The sequence below is a fragment of the Nocardia blacklockiae genome (genome assembly GCF_015477355.1).
Taxonomy (GTDB): Bacteria; Actinomycetota; Actinomycetes; order Mycobacteriales; family Mycobacteriaceae; genus Nocardia; species Nocardia blacklockiae.
This window is the reverse complement of sequence record NZ_JADLRJ010000005.1, coordinates 482,204-501,199: the sequence shown is the minus strand read 5'-3', so window position 1 is coordinate 501,199 and position 18,996 is coordinate 482,204. Positions and strand designations below refer to the sequence as shown.

General features: G+C 70.3%; 9 protein-coding genes. 7 read left to right on the top strand and 2 right to left on the bottom strand.

Translation table 11 applies throughout. The features are described 5' to 3' along the window. Window positions 1-22: 22 nt before the first annotated feature. From IU476_RS18560 to IU476_RS18530, 7 genes are all read left to right on the top strand, one after another. Entirely contained in the window at window positions 23-541 is a 519-nt protein-coding gene (locus IU476_RS18560; protein ID WP_195101725.1) for a DUF732 domain-containing protein, read from the top strand. Beyond that, a complete protein-coding gene (locus tag IU476_RS18555) occupies window positions 538-1,533 on the top strand; it encodes a cutinase family protein (RefSeq protein WP_195101724.1) in 996 nt (331 codons plus the stop codon). Before IU476_RS18560 ends, IU476_RS18555 begins: the two co-directional genes overlap by 4 nt. A gap of 141 nt (window positions 1,534-1,674) precedes the next feature. Next, window positions 1,675-2,712, top strand: coding sequence for an LLM class F420-dependent oxidoreductase (locus IU476_RS18550; RefSeq protein WP_195101723.1), 1,038 nt, complete (start codon window positions 1,675-1,677; stop codon window positions 2,710-2,712). A gap of 220 nt (window positions 2,713-2,932) precedes the next feature. After that, window positions 2,933-4,855 (top strand): long-chain-fatty-acid--AMP ligase FadD32, encoded by a 1,923-nt coding sequence (gene fadD32, locus IU476_RS18545; protein ID WP_195101722.1) that lies wholly within the window; start codon window positions 2,933-2,935, stop codon window positions 4,853-4,855. Between the two features lie 117 nt (window positions 4,856-4,972). Further along, a complete protein-coding gene (gene pks13, locus IU476_RS18540; RefSeq protein ID WP_195101721.1) occupies window positions 4,973-10,270 on the top strand; it encodes a polyketide synthase Pks13 in 5,298 nt (1,765 codons plus the stop codon). Continuing rightward, on the top strand, window positions 10,270-11,814 hold the full coding sequence (locus tag IU476_RS18535; RefSeq protein ID WP_195101716.1) for an acyl-CoA carboxylase subunit beta: 1,545 nt from the start codon (window positions 10,270-10,272) through the stop codon (window positions 11,812-11,814). The genes pks13 and IU476_RS18535 overlap by 1 nt, the downstream gene beginning before the upstream one ends. A 61-nt stretch (window positions 11,815-11,875) precedes the next feature. Continuing rightward, on the top strand, window positions 11,876-12,076 hold the full coding sequence (locus tag IU476_RS18530) for a DUF5988 family protein (protein WP_195101714.1): 201 nt from the start codon (window positions 11,876-11,878) through the stop codon (window positions 12,074-12,076). A gap of 114 nt (window positions 12,077-12,190) precedes the next feature. Here IU476_RS18530 and IU476_RS18525 read toward each other — a convergent pair whose 3' ends face one another. Both IU476_RS18525 and IU476_RS18520 read right to left on the bottom strand, forming a co-directional pair. Next, window positions 12,191-15,571 (bottom strand): arabinosyltransferase domain-containing protein, encoded by a 3,381-nt coding sequence (locus IU476_RS18525; protein ID WP_195101713.1) that lies wholly within the window; start codon window positions 15,569-15,571, stop codon window positions 12,191-12,193. Window positions 15,572-15,698: 127 nt separating this feature from the next. Continuing rightward, the gene (locus tag IU476_RS18520) at window positions 15,699-18,992 is read right to left on the bottom strand and encodes an arabinosyltransferase domain-containing protein (RefSeq protein WP_195101707.1); all 3,294 of its coding nucleotides are present in this window, start codon (window positions 18,990-18,992) and stop codon (window positions 15,699-15,701) included. Window positions 18,993-18,996: the final 4 nt, after the last annotated feature.

Below are 18,996 nucleotides of genomic sequence, written 5' to 3'. Positions count from 1 at the left end.
GACAGATCGAGGAAACGAATTCATGCTTCGGACCCGTGGAAAGGTAACCGGTGTCGTGGTGTCGCTCGCCGCCGTCGGCCTGCTCGCTGCCTGCGGCGACAACGATTCGACCGCGACGAGCACGCCCACGCTGAAGACCTCGACCACGGCCGCCGCCGGGCCCACCATCCCGTCGGTGGTGCAGGTCCCGCCCGCGGAGAGCGCCCAGCCCTCGGCCGAGCCCAGCACCAGCGCGGCCGAGCGGCCGGAGCCGGCGCAGCCGCCCGCGGCCTCGGGCAATACCGCCGAACTGTCGGACAAGGACCAGGGTCTGATCGACGAGCTGAAGAAGCGCGGCCTGAACCCCACCCCCGACATCGCGGTGACCACGGCGAGCTTCGTCTGCCAGGGCAAGTCCTCCGGTCTGCCCGATGACCAGATCGCCACGTACGTGAACGCGATGGCCGGTTCCGATCCCAACTTCGACCCGCAGAAGATGTCGGTCGAACAGGCGGGCCGGATCTACATCGACACCGCGAACCAGGCCTACTGCAACAAGTGAGCGCGCGACGTTCGGGTCCGCCGGGAGGCGTCGGTCGCGGCCGGCGCCGCCGTCCCGGCTGTCTGCTGTTCCTGGCCGGGATCGTCGTGCTGGTGCTCGTGGTGCTGCTGCTGTGGTACCTGCTGGCCGGCCCGCTGCGGCTGCCCAAGCCCACGCCGCCCAAGCCGGGGCCGCCGACCAGCCAACCGGCCACCTGCCCGGACGTCCAGTTGCTGTCCATTCCGGGCACGTGGGAGTCCAACAGCAACGACGACCCGCACAATCCGAGCGCCAATCCGGCCTCGCTGATGCTCAATGTCAGCAATCCGGTGCGCGAGCAGTTCCCCGACAGCCGGTTGGACGTCTTCACCGTCCCGTACGTCGCGCAGTTCTCCAACCCGATCGCGCTCCCGCCGGACGGCCAGCAGTCCTACAACAACAGCCGCTCCGAGGGCACCCGGCGCGCCCTCGACGAGCTGTCGTCGATGGCCAAGGAGTGCCCGCTCACCAGTTATGTGATCGCCGGTTTCTCCCAGGGCGCGGTCATCGGCGGCGACATCGCCGCGCAGATCGGCGCGGGCAAGGGCCCGGTGCCGGCCGACCGGGTGCTCGGCGTGATGCTCATCGCCGACGGCCGGCGCGATTTCGGCACGGGTCAGGCCACCGAGGTCGGGCCGAATCCGCCGGGGGTGGGCGCGGAGGTGGCGCTCAAGGGCCTCGACGTCCCGGGCATCAAGATGACCGGGTCGCGGCCGGGCGGCTTCGGCGAACTCGCCGGCAAGACCTACACCATCTGCGCGCCGGGCGACCTGATCTGCGACGCACCCAAGCAGGCGCTGAACCCGTTCAACATGATCCCGAGCGTGCTCACGCTGGTCAGGGCCGTCGGCAACCCGGTGCACGCGCTGTACAACACCTTCCAGGTCGACGACAGCGGAACGACCGCCACGCAGTGGACCGCGAATTGGGCGACGGACCTGATCAACGGCGCGCCGCACCCGCCTCATTCGTGACTGTTAACAGGGGTCAACCCCGAGGACCCCATGGTTTCGAGGGCACGCTGTAAAGTGCAGCGATGATCGCGACGCCGGAGCCGCTTCCCCTCGGATCGGCCCGGCGTCGCAGCCATTCCGGACAGCCAGGAGCATGAGGTAATGACAGAAGCCGCCACCACGGCGAGCCGTACATCGGACGCCGCCGAGGTGACTGCGCTGGGTACGCCGCCGCGCAAGTTCCGGTTCGCGGCCGCCGGCGAGGGCAACCAGCAGGAGGGCGGGGCGCGCAAGTTCGTCAAGCTGGCGCAGCAGGCCGAGGAGTACGGCTACGACTCCTTCGCCGTGCCCGACCACCTCGGCCCGCAGGTCGGCCCGATCGCCGCGCTGGGCGCCCTGGCGGTGGCAACCGAACGGATCCGGATCGGAACCTCGGTGCTGGCCAACGGCTTCCGCCATCCGGTGGTGCTGGCCAAGGACGCCGCCACCATCGACGTGCTGTCCAAGGGCCGGCTGGAACTGGGCGTGGGCGCCGGCTGGATCAAGAGCGAGTTCGAGGCGGCCGGCATCCCCTACGAGTCGCCCGGCGTGCGGCTGGAGAAGCTGGACGAGACGCTGACCATCCTGGACGTGCTGCTCCGCGGCCAGGAGTGCCACTTCGAGGGCAAGCACTACCAGGTGCGCGGCATCAAGGGCACCCCGCGCCCGCGGCAGGGCCCGCGCCCGCCGCTGGTCACCGGTGGCGGCGGCCCGAAGATGCTGCGCCTGGCCGCCAAGCACGCCGACATCATCTCGGTGGTTCCGCAGACCACCAAGAACGGCAAGGGCCTGCTCTCGGGCATCACCCTCGACAAGACCGTCGAGAAGGTGAACCTGATCAAGCAGGCGGCCGGCGACCGGTTCGCCGAGATCGAGCTGAATTGGACGATCACCGCCGTGGTGATCACCGACGACCGGGAACGTACCGCCGAGATGGCGTTGTCGGCCATCGAGAAGGGCCTGCATCCTGATCTCGAGGTGGACGTCCAGCTTTCGGTCGAGGACATTCTCACATCGCCCTATGTGGCGATCGGCACATTCGAGGAGATAGCCGAGCAGATTCGTAACGTGCGCAAACTCACCTCGATGTCTTATGTCGGAGTGTTTCCGACCCAGATGGATGCCTTCGCGCCGGTGATCCCGTTACTGCGGGAGGCGTGACCGAGTCATGTTCGCTCGCTCCGGGGACCGCGTCGGGACCTGCTCTGTAACATGTCCCTGGTTTGAGTACATCTAGCCGATAGGCGGTCACCGCGCAGATCGCCGGAAAAGCTGCAGGCATGCTCTTGCACCACAGAGCGCCCGCGGGCGTAAGAGAGTCGGGGCCTCACAGGTAACAGCGGCCATCGCGCCGTGCTGCGTGCGCCTCGGAGGAGAAGGAATGACGGACGAGACTTTCGACGACTACCTGGACGAATCCGGGAATATCAGCATTCCCGAGGGCCGGACCCTGGTCGATTACGTCGAGAAGCACACCCGCAACGACGCGAACACGCTTGCCTACCGCTACATCGACTACTCCCGTGAGCGCGACGGCGAGTACCAGGACCTGACCTGGAAGGAATTCGGCATCCGGCTGCGCGCGGTGGCCGCGCGCCTGCAGCAGGTGACGAAGCCCGGCGACCGGGTCGCGATCCTGGCGCCGCAGGGCCTGGACTACGTGGTGTCGTTCTTCGCTGCCATCTACGCCGGCACCATCGCGGTCCCGCTGTTCGACCCGGACGAGCCCGGCCACACCGACCGGCTGCACGCGGTGCTCGGCGACTGCAAGCCCTCGGCCATCCTCACGGCGAGCTCCTCCGCCGCGGGCGTGCGCCAGTTCTTCCGCCCGCTGCCGGCCGCGCAGCGCCCGCGCGTCATCGCCGTGGACGCGGTGCCCGACGCGCTCGGTGAGTCCTGGACCTATCCCGACATCACCGTGGACAATATCGCCTACCTGCAGTACACCTCGGGATCGACGCGCACCCCGGCCGGCGTCGAGATCACCCACCGCGCGGTGGGCACCAACCTGCTGCAGATGATCAACGCGATCAACCTGGACTGGAACTCGCGCGGCGTGACCTGGCTGCCGCTGTTCCACGACATGGGCCTGCTGTGCGTGATCCTGCCGGCCATCGGCGGCAAGTTCATCACCATCATGTCGCCCAGTGCGTTCGTCCGGCGGCCGAGCCGCTGGATCAAGGAGCTGGCCGCGGTGTCCGACGGCGCCGGAACCTTCGCCGCCGCACCGAACTTCGCCTTCGAGCACGCGGCCGCGCGCGGCCTGCCCAAGAACGGCGAGACGCTGGACCTGTCCAACGTCATCGGCCTGATCAACGGCAGCGAGCCGGTCACCACCTCGTCGATGAAGAAGTTCAACGAGGCCTTCGCTCCCTACGGCCTGCCGAAGACCGCGATCAAGCCCTGCTACGGCATGGCCGAGGCGACCCTGTTCGTCTCCGCGACCCGGGCCGAGGACGAGGCCAAGGTCATCTACGTCGATCGCGACGAGCTCAACGCCGGCCGGATCGTCAAGGTCGAGCAGCACGCGCCCAATGCCATCGCCCAGGTCAGTTGCGGTTACGTCGCGCTGTCGCAGTGGGCGGCCATCGTCGACGCCGAATCGGTGGACGACCCGGCCGGCGCGCGCGAGCAGCCGGAGGGCCGGGTCGGCGAGATCTGGTTGCACGGCAACAACATCGGCATCGGGTACTGGGGTCGCGAGGACGAGACCCGCAAGACCTTCAAGAACATCCTCGCCAACCGCCTACCGGAGGGCAGCAAGGCCGAGGGCACCCCGGCCGACGCCATCTGGATGCGCACCGGCGACTACGGCGTCTACATCGACGGCGAGCTGTACATCACCGGCCGCGTCAAGGACCTGGTGATCGTCGACGGCCGCAACCACTACCCGCAGGACCTGGAGTATTCGGCGCAGGAGGCCAGCAAGCTGCTGCGCCCCGGCTTCGTGGCGGCGTTCTCGGTGCCGGCCAACCAGCTGCCGGCCGAGGTCTTCCAGTCCGACAGCCACTCGGGCCTGAAGTACGACCCCGACGACGCCTCCGAGCAGCTGGTGATCGTGGCCGAGCGCGGCCCGGGCGCGCACAAGGCCGATCCGCAGCCGATCGCCGACGCGGTGCGCGCGGCCATCTCCCAGCGGCACGGCGTGACCGTGCGCGACGTGCTGCTGGTGCCGGCCGGTTCGATCCCGCGCACCTCGAGCGGCAAGATCGCCCGGCGCGCCTGCCGGGCCGAGTATCTGGAGGGCACGCTGCGCGGCGGTCACACGCAGCAGGCCTTCCCGGACGCTCCCGAGGAAGAGTGAGCGACGGTCTCCTCGGTCGCTCGGTCCCGGCGCGCGCCGGTGCACCGGGCGACCTTGCGATACTGGCTGTCGATCCTTGCCCACCCGATACCCGCACCCAGGTAGCTTGAGGAATTGATGGCTGACAACGAGGGCACTCAGACGACCGACGCCGTTTCGCCCGCGAGCGAGGCGGCCACCGACGACACCGCGGCGGCCGCGCCGGGCAGCGAGATGTCGGTGGCCGAACTGCGAGAGTGGTTGCGGCGCTGGGTCGCCGACGCCACCGGGCAGCCGGTCGAGCAGATCACCGTGGACCGGCCGATGGAGGAGTTCGGGCTCGCCTCGCGCGACGCGCTGGCCCTCGGCGGGGACATCGAGGAACTCACCGGCGTGATGCTGAACGCTACCGTCGTCTACCAGCACCCGACCATCGGCTCGCTGGCCGAGGTGATCGCCGCCGGCGGCGTGCCCGAGGAGCCCGCGGAGTCGGCCGACGATTCCTTCTATACCGCCGGCTACCAGCCGGGCGAGGCGCACGACATCGCGATCGTGGGCCTGTCGACCCGGCTGCCGGGCGCGGGCACCACGCCGGAGTCGACGTGGGAGTTCCTGATCAACCGCGGCGACGGCATCCGCGAGCTGCCCGAGGGCCGGTGGTCGGAGTTCACCGCCGAGCCGCGGCTGGCCGAGGCGGTGGCGCAGGCCAACACCCGCGGCGGCTACCTCGACCAGGACGTGGTCAAGGGCTTCGACGCCGAGTTCTTCGCGATGTCGCCGATCGAGGTCGAGCGCGTCGACCCGCAGCAGCGGCTGGTGATGGAACTGACCTGGGAGGCGTTGGAACACGCCCGGATTCCCGCCAGCGACCTGAAGGGTCAGCCGGTCGGCGTGTTCATCGGCTCGTCGGGCAACGACTTCATGTTCCTGGCCGCCATCGCGGCGGGCGCCCCGGTCGACGCGAACACCCCGGCGACGGCCGCGGCCTACGGCATCACGGGCAGCGTCTCCTCGATCATCCCCAACCGGGTGTCCTACTTCTACGACTTCCGCGGGCCGTCGGTCTCCGTGGACAGCGCGTGCTCCTCGACCCTGGTCGCGGTGCACGAGGCCGTGCAGGCGCTGCGCGGCGGCGACGCCGACGTGGCGGTGGCCGGCGGCGTGAACATGATCCTCGCGCCGTTCGCGACCCTCGGCTTCGACGGCGCGGGCGCGGTCGCCAAGGACGGCCACATCAAGGCGTTCTCCGCCGACGCCGACGGCATGGTCCGCTCCGAGGGCGGCGGCATGGTGGTGCTCAAGCGCCTCGCCGACGCCGAGCGCGACGGGGACCGAATCCTGGCCGTGATCAAGGGTTCCGCGGTGAACAACGACGGCCGCTCCAACGGCCTGCTGGCGCCGAATCCGGACGCCCAGGCCGACGTGCTGCGCCGGGCCTACCGCGACGCCGGGATCCCGCCGTCCGCCGTCGACTACGTCGAGGCGCACGGCACCGGCACCCTGCTCGGCGACCCGATCGAGGCGGACGCGCTGGCGCGGGTCATCGGCCGGGGCCGCGCGGCCGACCAGCCCGCGCTGCTCGGCTCGGTCAAGACCAACTTCGGGCATCTGGAGTCGGGCGCCGGTGCGGCCAGTCTGGCCAAGATCATCATGTCGTTGCAGCACAACGTGATTCCGCCGAACATCGGCTTCGCCGGGCCCAACCCGTACATCCCGTTCGAGCAGGCCAATCTGAAGGTCGTCGACGAGCCGGCCGAGTTCCCGCGCTACAGCGGCACGGCCACCGTCGGCGTCTCCGGCTTCGGCTTCGGCGGCACCAACGCGCACGTGGTCATCCAGGAGTACGTGCCCGCCGCGGCGCGGACGGGTGCGGCCGACATCGATCTGGATCACGAGGACACCGGCGTCGTCGCCGATGCCGCGGCGGTGCTCGCGGAAGCCGATGCGGCCGAGGCTGATTCGGTGGCCGAGGCCGCCGGGCCCACCGTCGCCGAGAGCGCCGGACTCGCGGCCGCCGAGACCCCCGAGTGGACCGCCGAGCGCACCGAGCCGCTGCCGGTGATCCTGCCGGTGTCGGCGTACCTGCCGTCGCGGCGCCGCCGGGCCGCCGCCGACCTGGCCGACTGGCTGGAATCCGAAGCGGGACAGGCCGCTTCGCTGGAGTCGGTGGCGCGGTCGCTGGCCAAGCGCAACCACGGCCGCTCGCGCGGCGCGGTGCTGGCGAAGACGCACGAGGAGGCCGTCGCCGGCCTGCGCGCCATCGCCGAGGGCAAGCCGGGGCCGGGCGTGTTCACCGCCGACGCCCCCGCGGCCAAGGGCGCGATGTGGGTGCTGTCGGGCTTCGGTTCGCACCACCGCAAGATGGGCAAGCAGCTCTACCTGGAGAACTCGATCTTCGCCCGCACCGTCGACGAGGTCGACGAGCTGGTGCAGGACGAGGCCGGCTACTCGGTCACCGAGATGATCCTCGACGACGCCCAGGACTGGGACGTGGGCACCTCGCAGGTCGGCGTCTTCGCCATTCAGGTCGGCCTGGCCGCGCTGCTGCGCGCGCACGGCGCCGAGCCGGAGGGCGTGGTCGGCCACTCGCAGGGCGAGGCCGCGGGCTCCTACATCTCCGGCGGCATGAATCTCGAGGACGCCGTGCGGGTGATCTGCGCCCGGTCGCGGCTGATGGGCGAGGGCGAGCAGATGCTCACCGAGGCCGACGTCCGCAACATGGCGCTGGTCGAGTACAGCGCCGAGGACATCGAGAAGGTGCTGGCCGACTACCCGGACCTCGAGGTCGCGGTGTACGCCGCGCCCACCAACACCGTGATCGGCGGCCCGCCCGACCAGGTGCACGCCGTGGTGGCGCGGGCCGAGGCGGAGGGCAAGTTCGCCCGCGTGCTCCAGACCCGCGGCGCGGGGCACACCTCGCAGATGGATCCGCTGCTGGGCGAGCTGGCGGCCGAGCTGGCCGGCATCGAGCCCACCAAGCTGACCGCCGACCTGTACTCGACCGTGCACAAGGCCGCCGTGTACCGCGCGGGCTCCGGACCGGTGCACGACGTGGACTACTGGGTCACCAACATGCGGCATCCGGTGTACTTCACCAACGCCGTGCGGCAGGCCGTCGAGACCGGCATCACCACCTACCTGGAGCTGGCGCCGAATTCCGTTGCGCTGATGCAGGTCCTGGGCACCACGTTCGCGGCCGGCGTGCACAACGCGGCGCTCATCCCCACGCTCAAGCGCAAGGAGGACGAGTCCGCTGGCATCATCGCGGCGCTGGCGCAGCTGTATGTGCAGGGGCACCGGGTCGATCTGCCGTCGCTGCTGCCCGCCGGGGAGTTCGCCGACATTCCGCGAACGGCGTTCCTGCGCAAGGAGTACTGGCCGAAGATCACCGTCGCCTCGGGTGCGGGCACCGGGCGGGCGCCGGGCGCGCACGTCGCGCTGCCCGACGGGCGGCACGCCTGGGAGGTGTCCGCCGCGGCCGTCACCGACCTCGCCGACCTGGTGAGTGCCGCTGCCGCGCAGGTGCTTTCGGACGTGGCGGTCGGCGCGACCGTCGCGCATGCCCCGCTGCCCGCGTCCGGGAACCTGACCACCACGCTCACCCCGCACCTCGGCGGCGCGTCGGTGCAGGTGCACGGCGAGCAGGACGGCGCGTTCCGGTTGCTGTTCGAGGCCGTGGTCACGGGTGGGTCGGCCTCGAGTCGTCCCGGCGCGTCCTCCACCAGTCATCCCGGCACGTCTTTGGCCGGGATCCACAGCGATTCCGACCAAAAGCATGCCGGAATGACGGGGGACGGTGGCGGTAATAGTGCGGAGGCCGAGAACGCCGGTGGCGCAGCCGATCTGGTGGTCGCCGAGACCGTCGGCGACAGGTGGGATCCGCACGGCTCCCAGACCGTGGAGCAGCGGCTGGCGATCATCGTCGCCGAGTCCATGGGCTACGCCGTCGAGGACCTGCCGATGGAGATCCCGCTGATGGAGCTGGGTCTGGACTCGCTGATGGCGATGCGCATCAAGAACCGGGTGGAGTACGAGTTCGACATCCCGCAGTTGCAGGTGTCGGCCGTGCGCGACGCCAGCCTCAACGAGGTGTCCAAGGTGCTGCGCTACGCCATCGAGCATCGCGACGAGGTGGCCGCCATGGCCGAACAGCAAGCCGCCGAGGGCGGTTCGCTGACCGTCGACGACAACTTCGTCGCCGCGGCCCGCGCCGCCATGGAGTCCGGGGCCGACCCGGCCGCCGTCGTGAAGGACAAGCTGGCCGAGACCGCGGCCGAAAAGCCCGCCCCCGCAAAGGAATCGACCGCCCCCGCGCAGGCGGCGCTGTTCGGCGACGGAGCCGCGAAATCCGCCGAGGAGAACGTGCCCCCGCGCGACGCCGCCGAGCGGCTGACCTACGCGACCTGGGCGACCATCACCGGCAAGTCGCCGGGCGGCGTCTTCGACACCCTGCCGATCCTGGACGAGGACACCGCCGCGAAGCTGGTGGCCCGCCTGTCCGAGCGGGTCGGCGCGGAGATCGACATCGACGACGTCCTCGACTGCGAGACCATCGAGCAGCTGGCCGACATCGTGCGCAAGCACCAGGACGACTCCGGCGACGTCGACGGCTTCGTGCGGACCCTGCGCGGGCGCACCGAGGGCTCGGATGCCGTGCCGGTCTTCGTGTTCCACCCCTCGGGCGGCAACACGCTGGTGTACGAGCCGCTGCTGAAGCGGCTGCCCGAGGACACCCCGATGTACGGCTTCGAGCGGGTCGAGGGATCGATGGAAGAGCGTGCGCGCCAGTACGTTCCGAAGATCCGCGAACTGCACCCGGGCGGGCCCTACGTCTTCTACGGCTGGTCGCTGGGCGCGGTCTTCGCGCTCCAGGTCGCGCAGCTGATGCGGGCCGAGGGCGACGACGTCCGGCTCGTCGGCCTGATCGATCTCGCGCTCCCCGTCGAGCCGGAGGACAGCAGCCCGGCCGGGCGGCGGGCCCGCATCGAGCGCTTCCAGGACTTCGCGAAGAAGACCTACGGCATCGAGGGCGAGCTGGACGACGAGATGCTGCAGGAGCTCGCGGACGCGTCCGACGCCGAGCAGTACAAGATCATCACCGATCTGCTGAAGTTCGCGGACGTGAAGATCCCCGGCGGCGTGATCGAGCACCAGCGCACGTCCTGGCTCGACAGCCGGGAACTCGAGAAGGCGCAGCCGTCGCACTACGACGGCGACGTGGTGCTCTACCTCGCCGACCGCTACCACGACGGCATGATCGAGCTGGAGCCCCGCTTCGCCGAACGGCAGCCCAACGGCGGCTGGGACGACTACCTCCCCCACCTGGAGATCGTCCGCATCCCGGGCGACCACCTCCAGATCATCGACGAGCCGCGCATCGCCACCATCGGTGCGGACCTGACGCAGAAATTGGCTGCGATCCCGAAAGGAATCTAGTGAGTACGACCGCCGAGAAGCTTGCCGACCTGCGGAAGAAGCTCGAGCTCGCGCAGGAACCGGCAGGTGAGGCGGGGGTGGCCAAGCGGGCGCGCAAGGGCATCCCGAGCGCACGCGACCGGATCAACATGCTCCTCGATCCGGGCACCTTCGTGGAAATCGGTGCGCTGGTGCGCAATCCGAGCATCAAGGACGCGCTGTACGGCGACGGCGTGGTCATCGGGCACGGGCTCGTGGAGGGCCGCCCGGTGGCGGTGTTCTCGCACGACCAGACCGTGTACGGCGGTTCGGTCGGCGAGATGTTCGGCCGCAAGGTGTGCACCGTCATGGAGTTTGCGGCCAAGGTCGGCTGCCCCGTGGTCGGCATCCAGGACTCCGGCGGCGCCCGCGTGCAGGAGGCGGTCAGCTCGCTGGCCTGGTACGCCAACATCGCGCTGCGGGTGGAGCCGCTGTCGGGCATGGTGCCGCAGATCTCGATGATTCTCGGCAGCTGCGCCGGCGGCGCGGTGTACCAGCCGATCAACACCGACGTCGTGGTCGCCACCGAAGCGGCGTACATGTTCGTCACCGGTCCGAAGGTGATTCGCGAGGTCACCGGGGAGGACGTCAGCCTGGAGGAACTGGGCGGCGCGCGGAGCCAGGCCGAGTACGGCAACATCCACCACGTCGCCCCGGACGAGCGGGCCGCGTTCGACTGGGTGCGGCAGTACCTGAGCTACATGCCGACCAGCTGCCACGAGGTGCCGCCGGTGGTGAACCCGGGCCTGGAGCCCGAGATCACCGACACCGACCGGGAACTCAACGGCATCATCCCGGACTCCGACAACGCCGCCTACGACGTGCACGACATCCTGCTGCGCATCTTTGACGACGGCGAGTTCCACGAGGTCGGCGGGCAGGCGGGGCTCAATATCGTCACCGGCTTCGCCCGCGTGGACGGTCGCTCGGTCGGCGTGGTCGCCAACCAGCCGATGGTCTCCGCCGGTGCGCTCGACGCCCGCGCCTCCGACAAGGCCTCGCATTTCGTGCGGTTGTGCGACGCGTTCGACATCCCGCTGGTGCTCGTGGTGGACACCCCCGGCTTCCTGCCCGGCGTGGAGCAGGAGAAGATCGGCGTCATCAAGCGGGGCGGCCGGTTCCTGTTCGCGTTCGTCGAGGCGACGGTGCCCAAGGTGACCGTGGTGCTCCGCAAGGCCTACGGCGGCGGCTACGCGGTGATGGGCTCCAAACAGCTGGGTGCGGACGTGAACCTGGCCTGGCCGACCGCGCGCATCGCCGTGATGGGCGCGGAGAGCGCGGTCAGCCTGATCGGCCGCAAGCAGATCGAGGCCGCGCCCGAGGACCAGCGCGCGGCGATCCGGCAGCAGATGATCGACTTCTACAACGCCACCATGGCCAACCCGTGGGTGGCCGCCGAGCGCGGCTTCATCGACGCGGTTATCGAGCCGGCCACCACCCGGCTGGAGATCCGCCGGGCCCTGCACCTGTTGCGCGACAAGAAGCTCCAGCGCAACCCGCGCAAGCATCACCTGTTGCCGCTGTAGGACCGGGGTGTCTTTTGCGGATTCGGCCGGTGGAGTACGTCCGGTGTGAGAGCCTTCAGCTATGGGAACCTCACCGAAGGCCGTGCTCCAAGGTGGGCCGGCCGATCTGCCGCAGCGGATCGTTCCGATCACGCCCCCGGGTGTCGAACTGCGGGTGCAGTTCCAAGGCGGGTACGAGCGCTTCAAGGTGACCCCGCGCTGGCAGGACACCAACGAGGGCAGCCTGCCGGTCTACGAGTGGACGGGGCGCGTAGAACCGTGACCGGCGAGGGGCGACCCGCCCCGCGCCACCGTCGACTCCGAACACGAAACCTCCGGTAGTAACGAGAAGGGCCGGGCACGACCGCGGTGCGGACGTGCCCGGCCCTCGCCGGAATCAGAAGACCCGCAGCTGTCCCGGTGACCAGAGCCCGGACCACGTCGCGGTGCCGGTGCTCACCTCGGCCGGGGCCGCCTTGTAGTACTGGTCGTAGCGCTCCAGCGAACCCCAGTCCCGCGCCCAGTTGTTCTTCATGTAGGTCGGGATGGTGACCGACTTGGCCAGCATCTGCGAGAAGCCCAGCGGCCCACCGAATTCCTCGGCCTGCCAGGTGTCGGTGGAGCTGACCGCGAGCGGGCGGTCCGGCAGGATGCGGTAGTTCGGCACCTCGGCCACGCCGTCGCGGTGGTCGAACGGCCGCTGGCACGGGAACTGCAGGCCCACCGCCCAGTCCAGCAGGACCGGCTGCTCGGTGCCGATGACGTCGTTGAGCGTCTGCAGCTTGGGCACGCGCGGCGCGGTGAACGCCAGCCACTGGTCGCCGATCAGGATCGGGTCGTTGGCCACGATGCGGATGGTGTCGGCCTCGGGCGAGATCTGGTCCAGCGGCACCCGCAGGTTGCGCCACGACGGGAACGGGCCGATGTCGCGCGGCAGGTAGCTGCCCAGCTTGGTGACCGAGCCGTCGGCCTCCTTCTTGCCGTACTCCACGGTCAGCGACTGGCCGTACTTGACCGCGCCCGTGTCGTCGACCGACAGGATGCGACCGGCCGCCGAGATCACCACCAGCGGCGAGTCGTCCGAGCGCGCGGGCAGCTGGTACCAGCTCGAGGTCAAGTGGGCCGGCTGCTGCACGCCCTCCTGGTAGCTGCCCATCACCGGGGTGGTCGCCGGGTCGAGCCCGAACGGCAGCGCCACGGTGGAGCCGTTCACGCCGGCCTGCTGGGTGGTGCCGCCGCCGGTGCCGGCGTTCTGGCCCTCGGCGAATACCGCGCCCACCGACTGGGTGGAGGTGTTGCCGGTGCCCGGCTTCACCTCGACCGTGTCGGCCTTCAGATCGGTCGGAACTCCGTTGGGGGAGAAGCCGACCGGGTCGCCGCCCGCGAGCGCGTCGCCGTCCTTCGGCGGGTGCGCCGGGTCGACGATCGGCTGCAGATTGCCGCTGTTGACGTTCTGCTCGACCAGGATGTCGTTGGCCAGGCCGCACGTCGCGCCGCCGACCGCCCCGATGTTCGAGCGCGCCAGCGAGTACGCCGGGTACTGCGACACCGCGCCCTTCACCAGCGAGAACACCTCGAACAACACCATCAGCGCCGCGACCACGGTGAGCGGAATGGCGGCGAAGCGGCGAATTCGCCTGCCGCGCGCGGACTTCGCGCTCGCCGGGGGTTTCGCGTAGCCCTCGCGCAGCGACTGCCAGCCCACCAGCGCCAGCGCCAGGCCGAACAGCACCAGCATGATGGTGTTGGACTCGATGCCCTTGAGCGACACCGTCTTGTCGAACCACGGCACCCCGAAGCTCGACACGTACCAGTAGCCGTTGATGCCCGAGAACGCCAGCGCCAGCGCGAACAGCAAGGCGGCCAGGAAGATCGAGCGGTTCTTGCGGGACCGCAGCGCCGTCGCCGACACCGCCACCGCCGTCACCGCGCCCAGCGCGCCGGCGATGCCCGCGTACGCGCCGAAGTGGTGGGTCCACTTCGTCGGGTTGAACATCATGAAGAAGATCGTCCCGAAGACGATGCCCATCAGCCGCCACGTCGGCCCGCTGGCGATGCCCGGCACCCGGCGGCGGCGCAGCAGCACCATCATCGTGGTGAACAGGCACAGCAGCATCACCAGGAAGGCGAACCGGCGGGCCAGCGAGCCGTCCACGGTCTCGACGAACAGGTAGTAGTAGCGCAGATAGTCCTCGTACCAGGCCAGATTGGGGCCGGCGAGCTGCCGCACCCGGTTGGCCTCCTGGATCGCGGCGAAGGTCTGGTCGCTGTAGACCACGGTGAGCACCAGGAAGCCCGCGGCGGCCAGCGGCGCCAGCAGCACCAGCGTCGACGCCCAGCGCTTCGCGGCCCAGCCGGACCCCGCGCCGGCGGCCAGTTCGCGGCGGCGGCGCACCACGATCCACACCAGCGGCCGGATCCCGGCCAGCAGCGCGGCCACACACATCAGTCCGGTCGGCGCCGCGGCGAGGGTGAACGCCGCGACCAGAATCGCGACCGCGGCGGGCAGCAGCCGCGACGTCGCGATGGCCCGCTCGATCGACACCCAGGTCAGCAGCGCGCCCAGCGCGACGATCGGCTCGGAGCGCAGCCCGTTGTCGTAGGGCAGCCAGAAGGCCAGGAAGACCAGACCGCCGGTCCACAGCGCGACCTTCGAGGTGCGCACGCCGCGGCCCAGCCGGGGCACCACCTCGCGGCTGATCACCATCCAGCACAGGATTCCGCACAGTAGCGCGGGAATTCGCACCCAGACGCTGGCCGTGGAGATCTGCGCGAACACCTGGATCACGTAGTAGTACCAGCCGAACGGCGCCTCCGGCACGCCGTACCAGCGGAAGTAGTTGGCCAGGTAGCCGGCGTGCGGGGCGACCCGCACCATGCTCAGGATGTAGCCGTCGTCGGAGGTGTTGGCGCCGACGAAGTGCCACAGCAGCAGGGTGCCGCCGATGGCGCCGTCGGCCCAGGTCGGCTTCAGCCAGTGCGCGGGCAGGATCCGGCGGTGGCCGCGGCCGTCGCCCGAGTCGAGGCGGGCCAGCGCGCCCAGCGCGATCAGCGTGCACAGCACGGCCGCGAGCATCGCCACCAGCTTGGTGATCGTCGGCGTGGTGGTGAACCGCGAGTCGACGGTCATGTGGAACGAGAGACCCGCGGGCGCGGCGCCTTTCAGGTCGGTGAACACGCCGACCACCTGCGGCCGCAGGTCGCCGCCGAGCGTGCCCTCGATCGGCGCGGTGACCAGTTCGGTGGCGCCCGGCGCGCCGCCCGCGACCGGCTGCTCGACCTGCCGGGTCGCGCCCTCGAACGCGGCGTAGGTGCGGTCGTGGTCGGAGCTGATCACGATCGACGAGCAACCGCTCAGCTCGGACCGTTGCGCCGAGGCCACCACCGCGTTGCGGTCCACCACGTCGACCGAGGTGTCCGACACCCGCACGAACATCGCCTCCAGCGAGGCGCGGTCGCCCTGCGGCGGCGCGGTCGCCAGCAGCATGCCGCCCTGCGCGGGCAGCTGATCGACCAGCGCGCAGGGGATGCTCGCGGTCAGGTCCACGGGGACCTGCGACATCAGCGGCGCCTGCACGCTGCCCAGCGTCCCGTGCTGCGGCCAGTCCACCGCGGAGGTGGTCTGGTTCACCGGCAGGAACGGGGTGGCGATCGCGAACAGCGCGCCCAGCAGCCCGGCGATCAGCGCGACCAGGCGCGCGGTCCGGAAATCACGGGGTGTCGCCACCGGGGTGGGGGGCGACGGTTTGGTCAAGACAGCAGTTGCGGCGTCGGGCACGGTTGGTGATGTTATCTGCCCACGCTGAGAGTGACCGTGTTCACGGCCATCCTCGAGGCATGCGTCCAATTCGGCCCGCCGCCGGGCTGTGCGTCACCACCGCTCGACCAGCCCGGACACCGTTCGGCTAATGCGCGCGAATCGGCACGTCCTCCGCACGGCCCGAGCGTGTTTCGACGGTGACGCCGATGGCGGCCGGTGTCGCGGACGGCACGTACGGCGTGAGCCGTTCCAGCGAGCCCCAGTCGCGGCCCCAGTCGTGGTTCAGGTAGCCGGGGACGGTCTGGGCCTCGGCCAACAGTCCGGTCCAGCCGAGCGGGCCGCCGCCGATGTCGTCCTGCCACGCGTTGGAGGCGTCGGAGCCGACCCGGTCGGGCAGGATGCGCCAGCGCGGCACCTCGGCGACGCCGTCCTTGTGGTCGAACGGCCGCTGGCAGGGGAACGCCAGGCCGACGTGCCAGTCCTCCAGCACCGGATCCTGGCGGCCCACCACGGTGTCGAGCGTGGCCAGCTTCGGCAGCCGGGGCGGGGTGACGGCCAGCCACTGCCGCGGGGTGAGATCGTTGGCGACCGCGACGATGCGCACCGCGTTGGTGCCGTCGGGCACCTGGTCCAGCGGCACCCGCATGTTGCGCCACGAGGGCGCGCCGCCGATGTCCAAGGGCTGGAACGAGCCCAGCGGCTGTTCGGTGCCGTCCGCGGCGCGGTGCGCGAATTCGACGCGCAGGTCCTGGCCGTAGGTGACCACGCCGTCCTTGTTCACCGACTTGATCCGACCGGCGGCGCTGACCGTCAGCAGTTGATAGACGGGGTCCTGGCGGGCGGCGTCGAGGTCGAGCCGGTACCACTGCGAGGTCAGGTGCGCCTGCTGCTTGTCGCCGGTGGTGTAGCTGCCCAGCACCGGGGTGCGGGCGGGGTCGAGCCCGAACGGCAGTTTCACGGTGCTGCCGTTGATCCCGGCCTGTTCGGTGCTGCCGCCGCCGGTGCCGGACTGGGTCGTGTTGGTGGTCTTGTTCTCCGACTTGGTGTCGACGGAGTTGGCGCCGCCGGCGACGGTCTCCTCGGCGTCGGCGGTCAGGTCCTTGGCCACGCCGTTCGGGGTGAAGCCGACGTTCTCGGCGGCCAGCCCGTCGGCCGCGGCGCCCGTGTAGGGCTGCAACAGCGAGTCCGCGGTGTTCGTCTCCACCAGCACGTCGTCGGCGAGCGAGCACGAACTGCCGCTCAGCGCACGCAGATTCGCCTTGGTGATCGAGTAGGCGGGGTACTGGGTGACGGCCGCCTTGCCGAGCGAGGCGAGTTCGAACAGCACCATCGCGGCGGCGGCGATGGTCAGCGGCTGCACCGCGAACTTGTCGAATCGCCTGCGGCCGCCCGCCTTTCGGTACGGCTCGCGGTAGTACTGCCACGCGGCCAGCAGCAGGCACAGCACCGCGAGGCCGAGGAACAGCGTCGAGAAGCCCTTGCCCGCCAGCAGCGGCGCCTTGTCCCACCACGGGATGCCGTAGCTGGACACGTACCACCAGCCGTTGGAGCCGGTGAAGGTGATGGCGAGCAGGAAGAAGATCGCCGCGGCGAACAGCGAGCGGTTGTACGTCGCGCGAATCCCGTTGACGCCCACCGCGACCGCGGTCAGCGCGGCGAGCGAACCGGCCAGGCCCGCGTAGACGCCGAAGTGGTGGGTCCACTTGGTGGGGGTGAACATCATCAGCAGCAGCGACATGAACACGATGCCCAGAATCCGCGCCGACGGCCCGCGCGAGGTGCCCGGGATCCGGCCGCTCTTGCGCAGCATCACCAGCACGCACACACCCAGGCACAGCAGCATGCCGAGGATTCCGAACCGCCGCGCCAGCGACCCGTCGGGCGAGAGCATCAGCAGCGAATCCCAGCGGGTGCGCTCGTCGAACCACGCCACGTTCGGCCCGATGATCTTGCGCACCCGGGTGGCCTCCAGCACCGAGGCCAGCGTCTGATCCGCGAAAACCACGACCAGCACCAGGGTTCCGGCCGCGACCCCCGGCGCCAGCAGCGCGCCGTACCGCAACACCGCCGACCCGAACGACCCCCGCCCCGCGCGCTTGCCCGGTGTCGCGTCGTCGGAATCCATCCGCCCGCGCGCCCGCTTGATGATCAATTGCAGCACCGGCCGCGAGCCCGCGATCAGCGCGGCCAGGCAGATCAGGCCCGTCGGACCGGCGGCCAGCGAGAAGGCGGCGATGAGCACCGCGATCGCGGCGGGCAGCAGCCGCCCGGTGGCGATGGCGCGCTCGATCGAGCACCAGGTCAGCAGCGCGCCCAGCGCGATCAGCGGCTCCGGGCGCAGGCCGTTGTCGTAGGGCAGCCACGCGACCAGGAAGACCAGGCCCGCCGTCCAGCGCGCGATGTTGTCGCGGCGGACCCGAGCGCCCAAGCGCGGCAGCACCTCCCGGCTGATCACCAGCCAGCACACGATCCCCGCGACCAGCGCGGGCAGCCGCATCCACCAGCTGGCGTCGCTGATGCGGGTCATCCAGGCCAGCACCTCGTACGGCCAGCCGAACGGCGCTTCGGCCACCCCGAACCAGCGGTAGTAGTTGGCCATGTAGCCCGAATGCCGGGACGCCCGAGCCATGTTCAGGATGTAGCCGTCGTCGGAGGTGTTGGCGCCGATGACGTGCCACAGCAGCAGCGTGCCCAGCACCACCCCGTCGGCGATCGTGAACCGCCACCAGTGCGCGGGCAGGAAGCGCCGGGGTCGGCGGCCGTCGGCGGTGTCGATCAGATGCAGGCAGATCAGCGCGACGACGGTCAGCACGACCGCGGCGACGATCGCGGCCAGCTTCAGCGGACTCGGGGAGGAGGAGAAGCGCGAGTCGATGTTCGCGTGCAGGTGCGCGTCGCCGAGCTGTGCGCGGTCCAGGTCGGTGAAGACGCCGACCACCTGCGGTCGGATGTCACCGGCCACGGAGTTCCGGAACGGGGTGCCGTCGGCGCGGGTGACGCCCGTGAACTCGGTGTCGGTGGAGCCCACGGTGGACTCGACGGTCAGGGCGGTGCAGCCGCCGATCTCCGCGATCGGCGCCGACAGCAGCGGAATGTCGCGCTGCAACACCGAGAGCGTCCGGCCGCCCGCGGTGTCGATCACCTTGGCCAGCAAGCCTTTCGCGCTCGCTCCGGGCGCGTCGGCGGGCACCGTGGAGACCACGGTGCCGCTCGGCAGGTCGCGGAACGCCGCGCACGGAATGCTCAGGCGCAGATCCAGCGGCACGTAGGAGACCAGCGGCGCGTCCACGTTCACCGACTGCGGCTGTGGCCAGTCCAGTGTGGCGCGGTCCTCCCGCACCGGCAGCAGGGGTGCGAGCACCGCGAGCAGGGCGGCGAGCACACCCGACACGAGGGCGATCAGGCGGACCGGGGAAAACGCTGGGGAGTCTGCGCGCACGATG

What these genes read in the sequence shown, in the direction of transcription:
- IU476_RS18560 (WP_195101725.1), top strand. Translation starts at nt 23, where the DNA reads ATGCTTCGGACCCGTGGAAAGGTAACCGGTGTCGTGGTGTCGCTCGCC.
- IU476_RS18550 (WP_195101723.1), top strand. Translation starts at nt 1,675, where the DNA reads ATGACAGAAGCCGCCACCACGGCGAGCCGTACATCGGACGCCGCCGAG.
- pks13 (WP_195101721.1), top strand. Translation starts at nt 4,973, where the DNA reads ATGGCTGACAACGAGGGCACTCAGACGACCGACGCCGTTTCGCCCGCG.
- IU476_RS18530 (WP_195101714.1), top strand. Translation starts at nt 11,876, where the DNA reads ATGGGAACCTCACCGAAGGCCGTGCTCCAAGGTGGGCCGGCCGATCTG.
- fadD32 (WP_195101722.1), top strand. Translation starts at nt 2,933, where the DNA reads ATGACGGACGAGACTTTCGACGACTACCTGGACGAATCCGGGAATATC.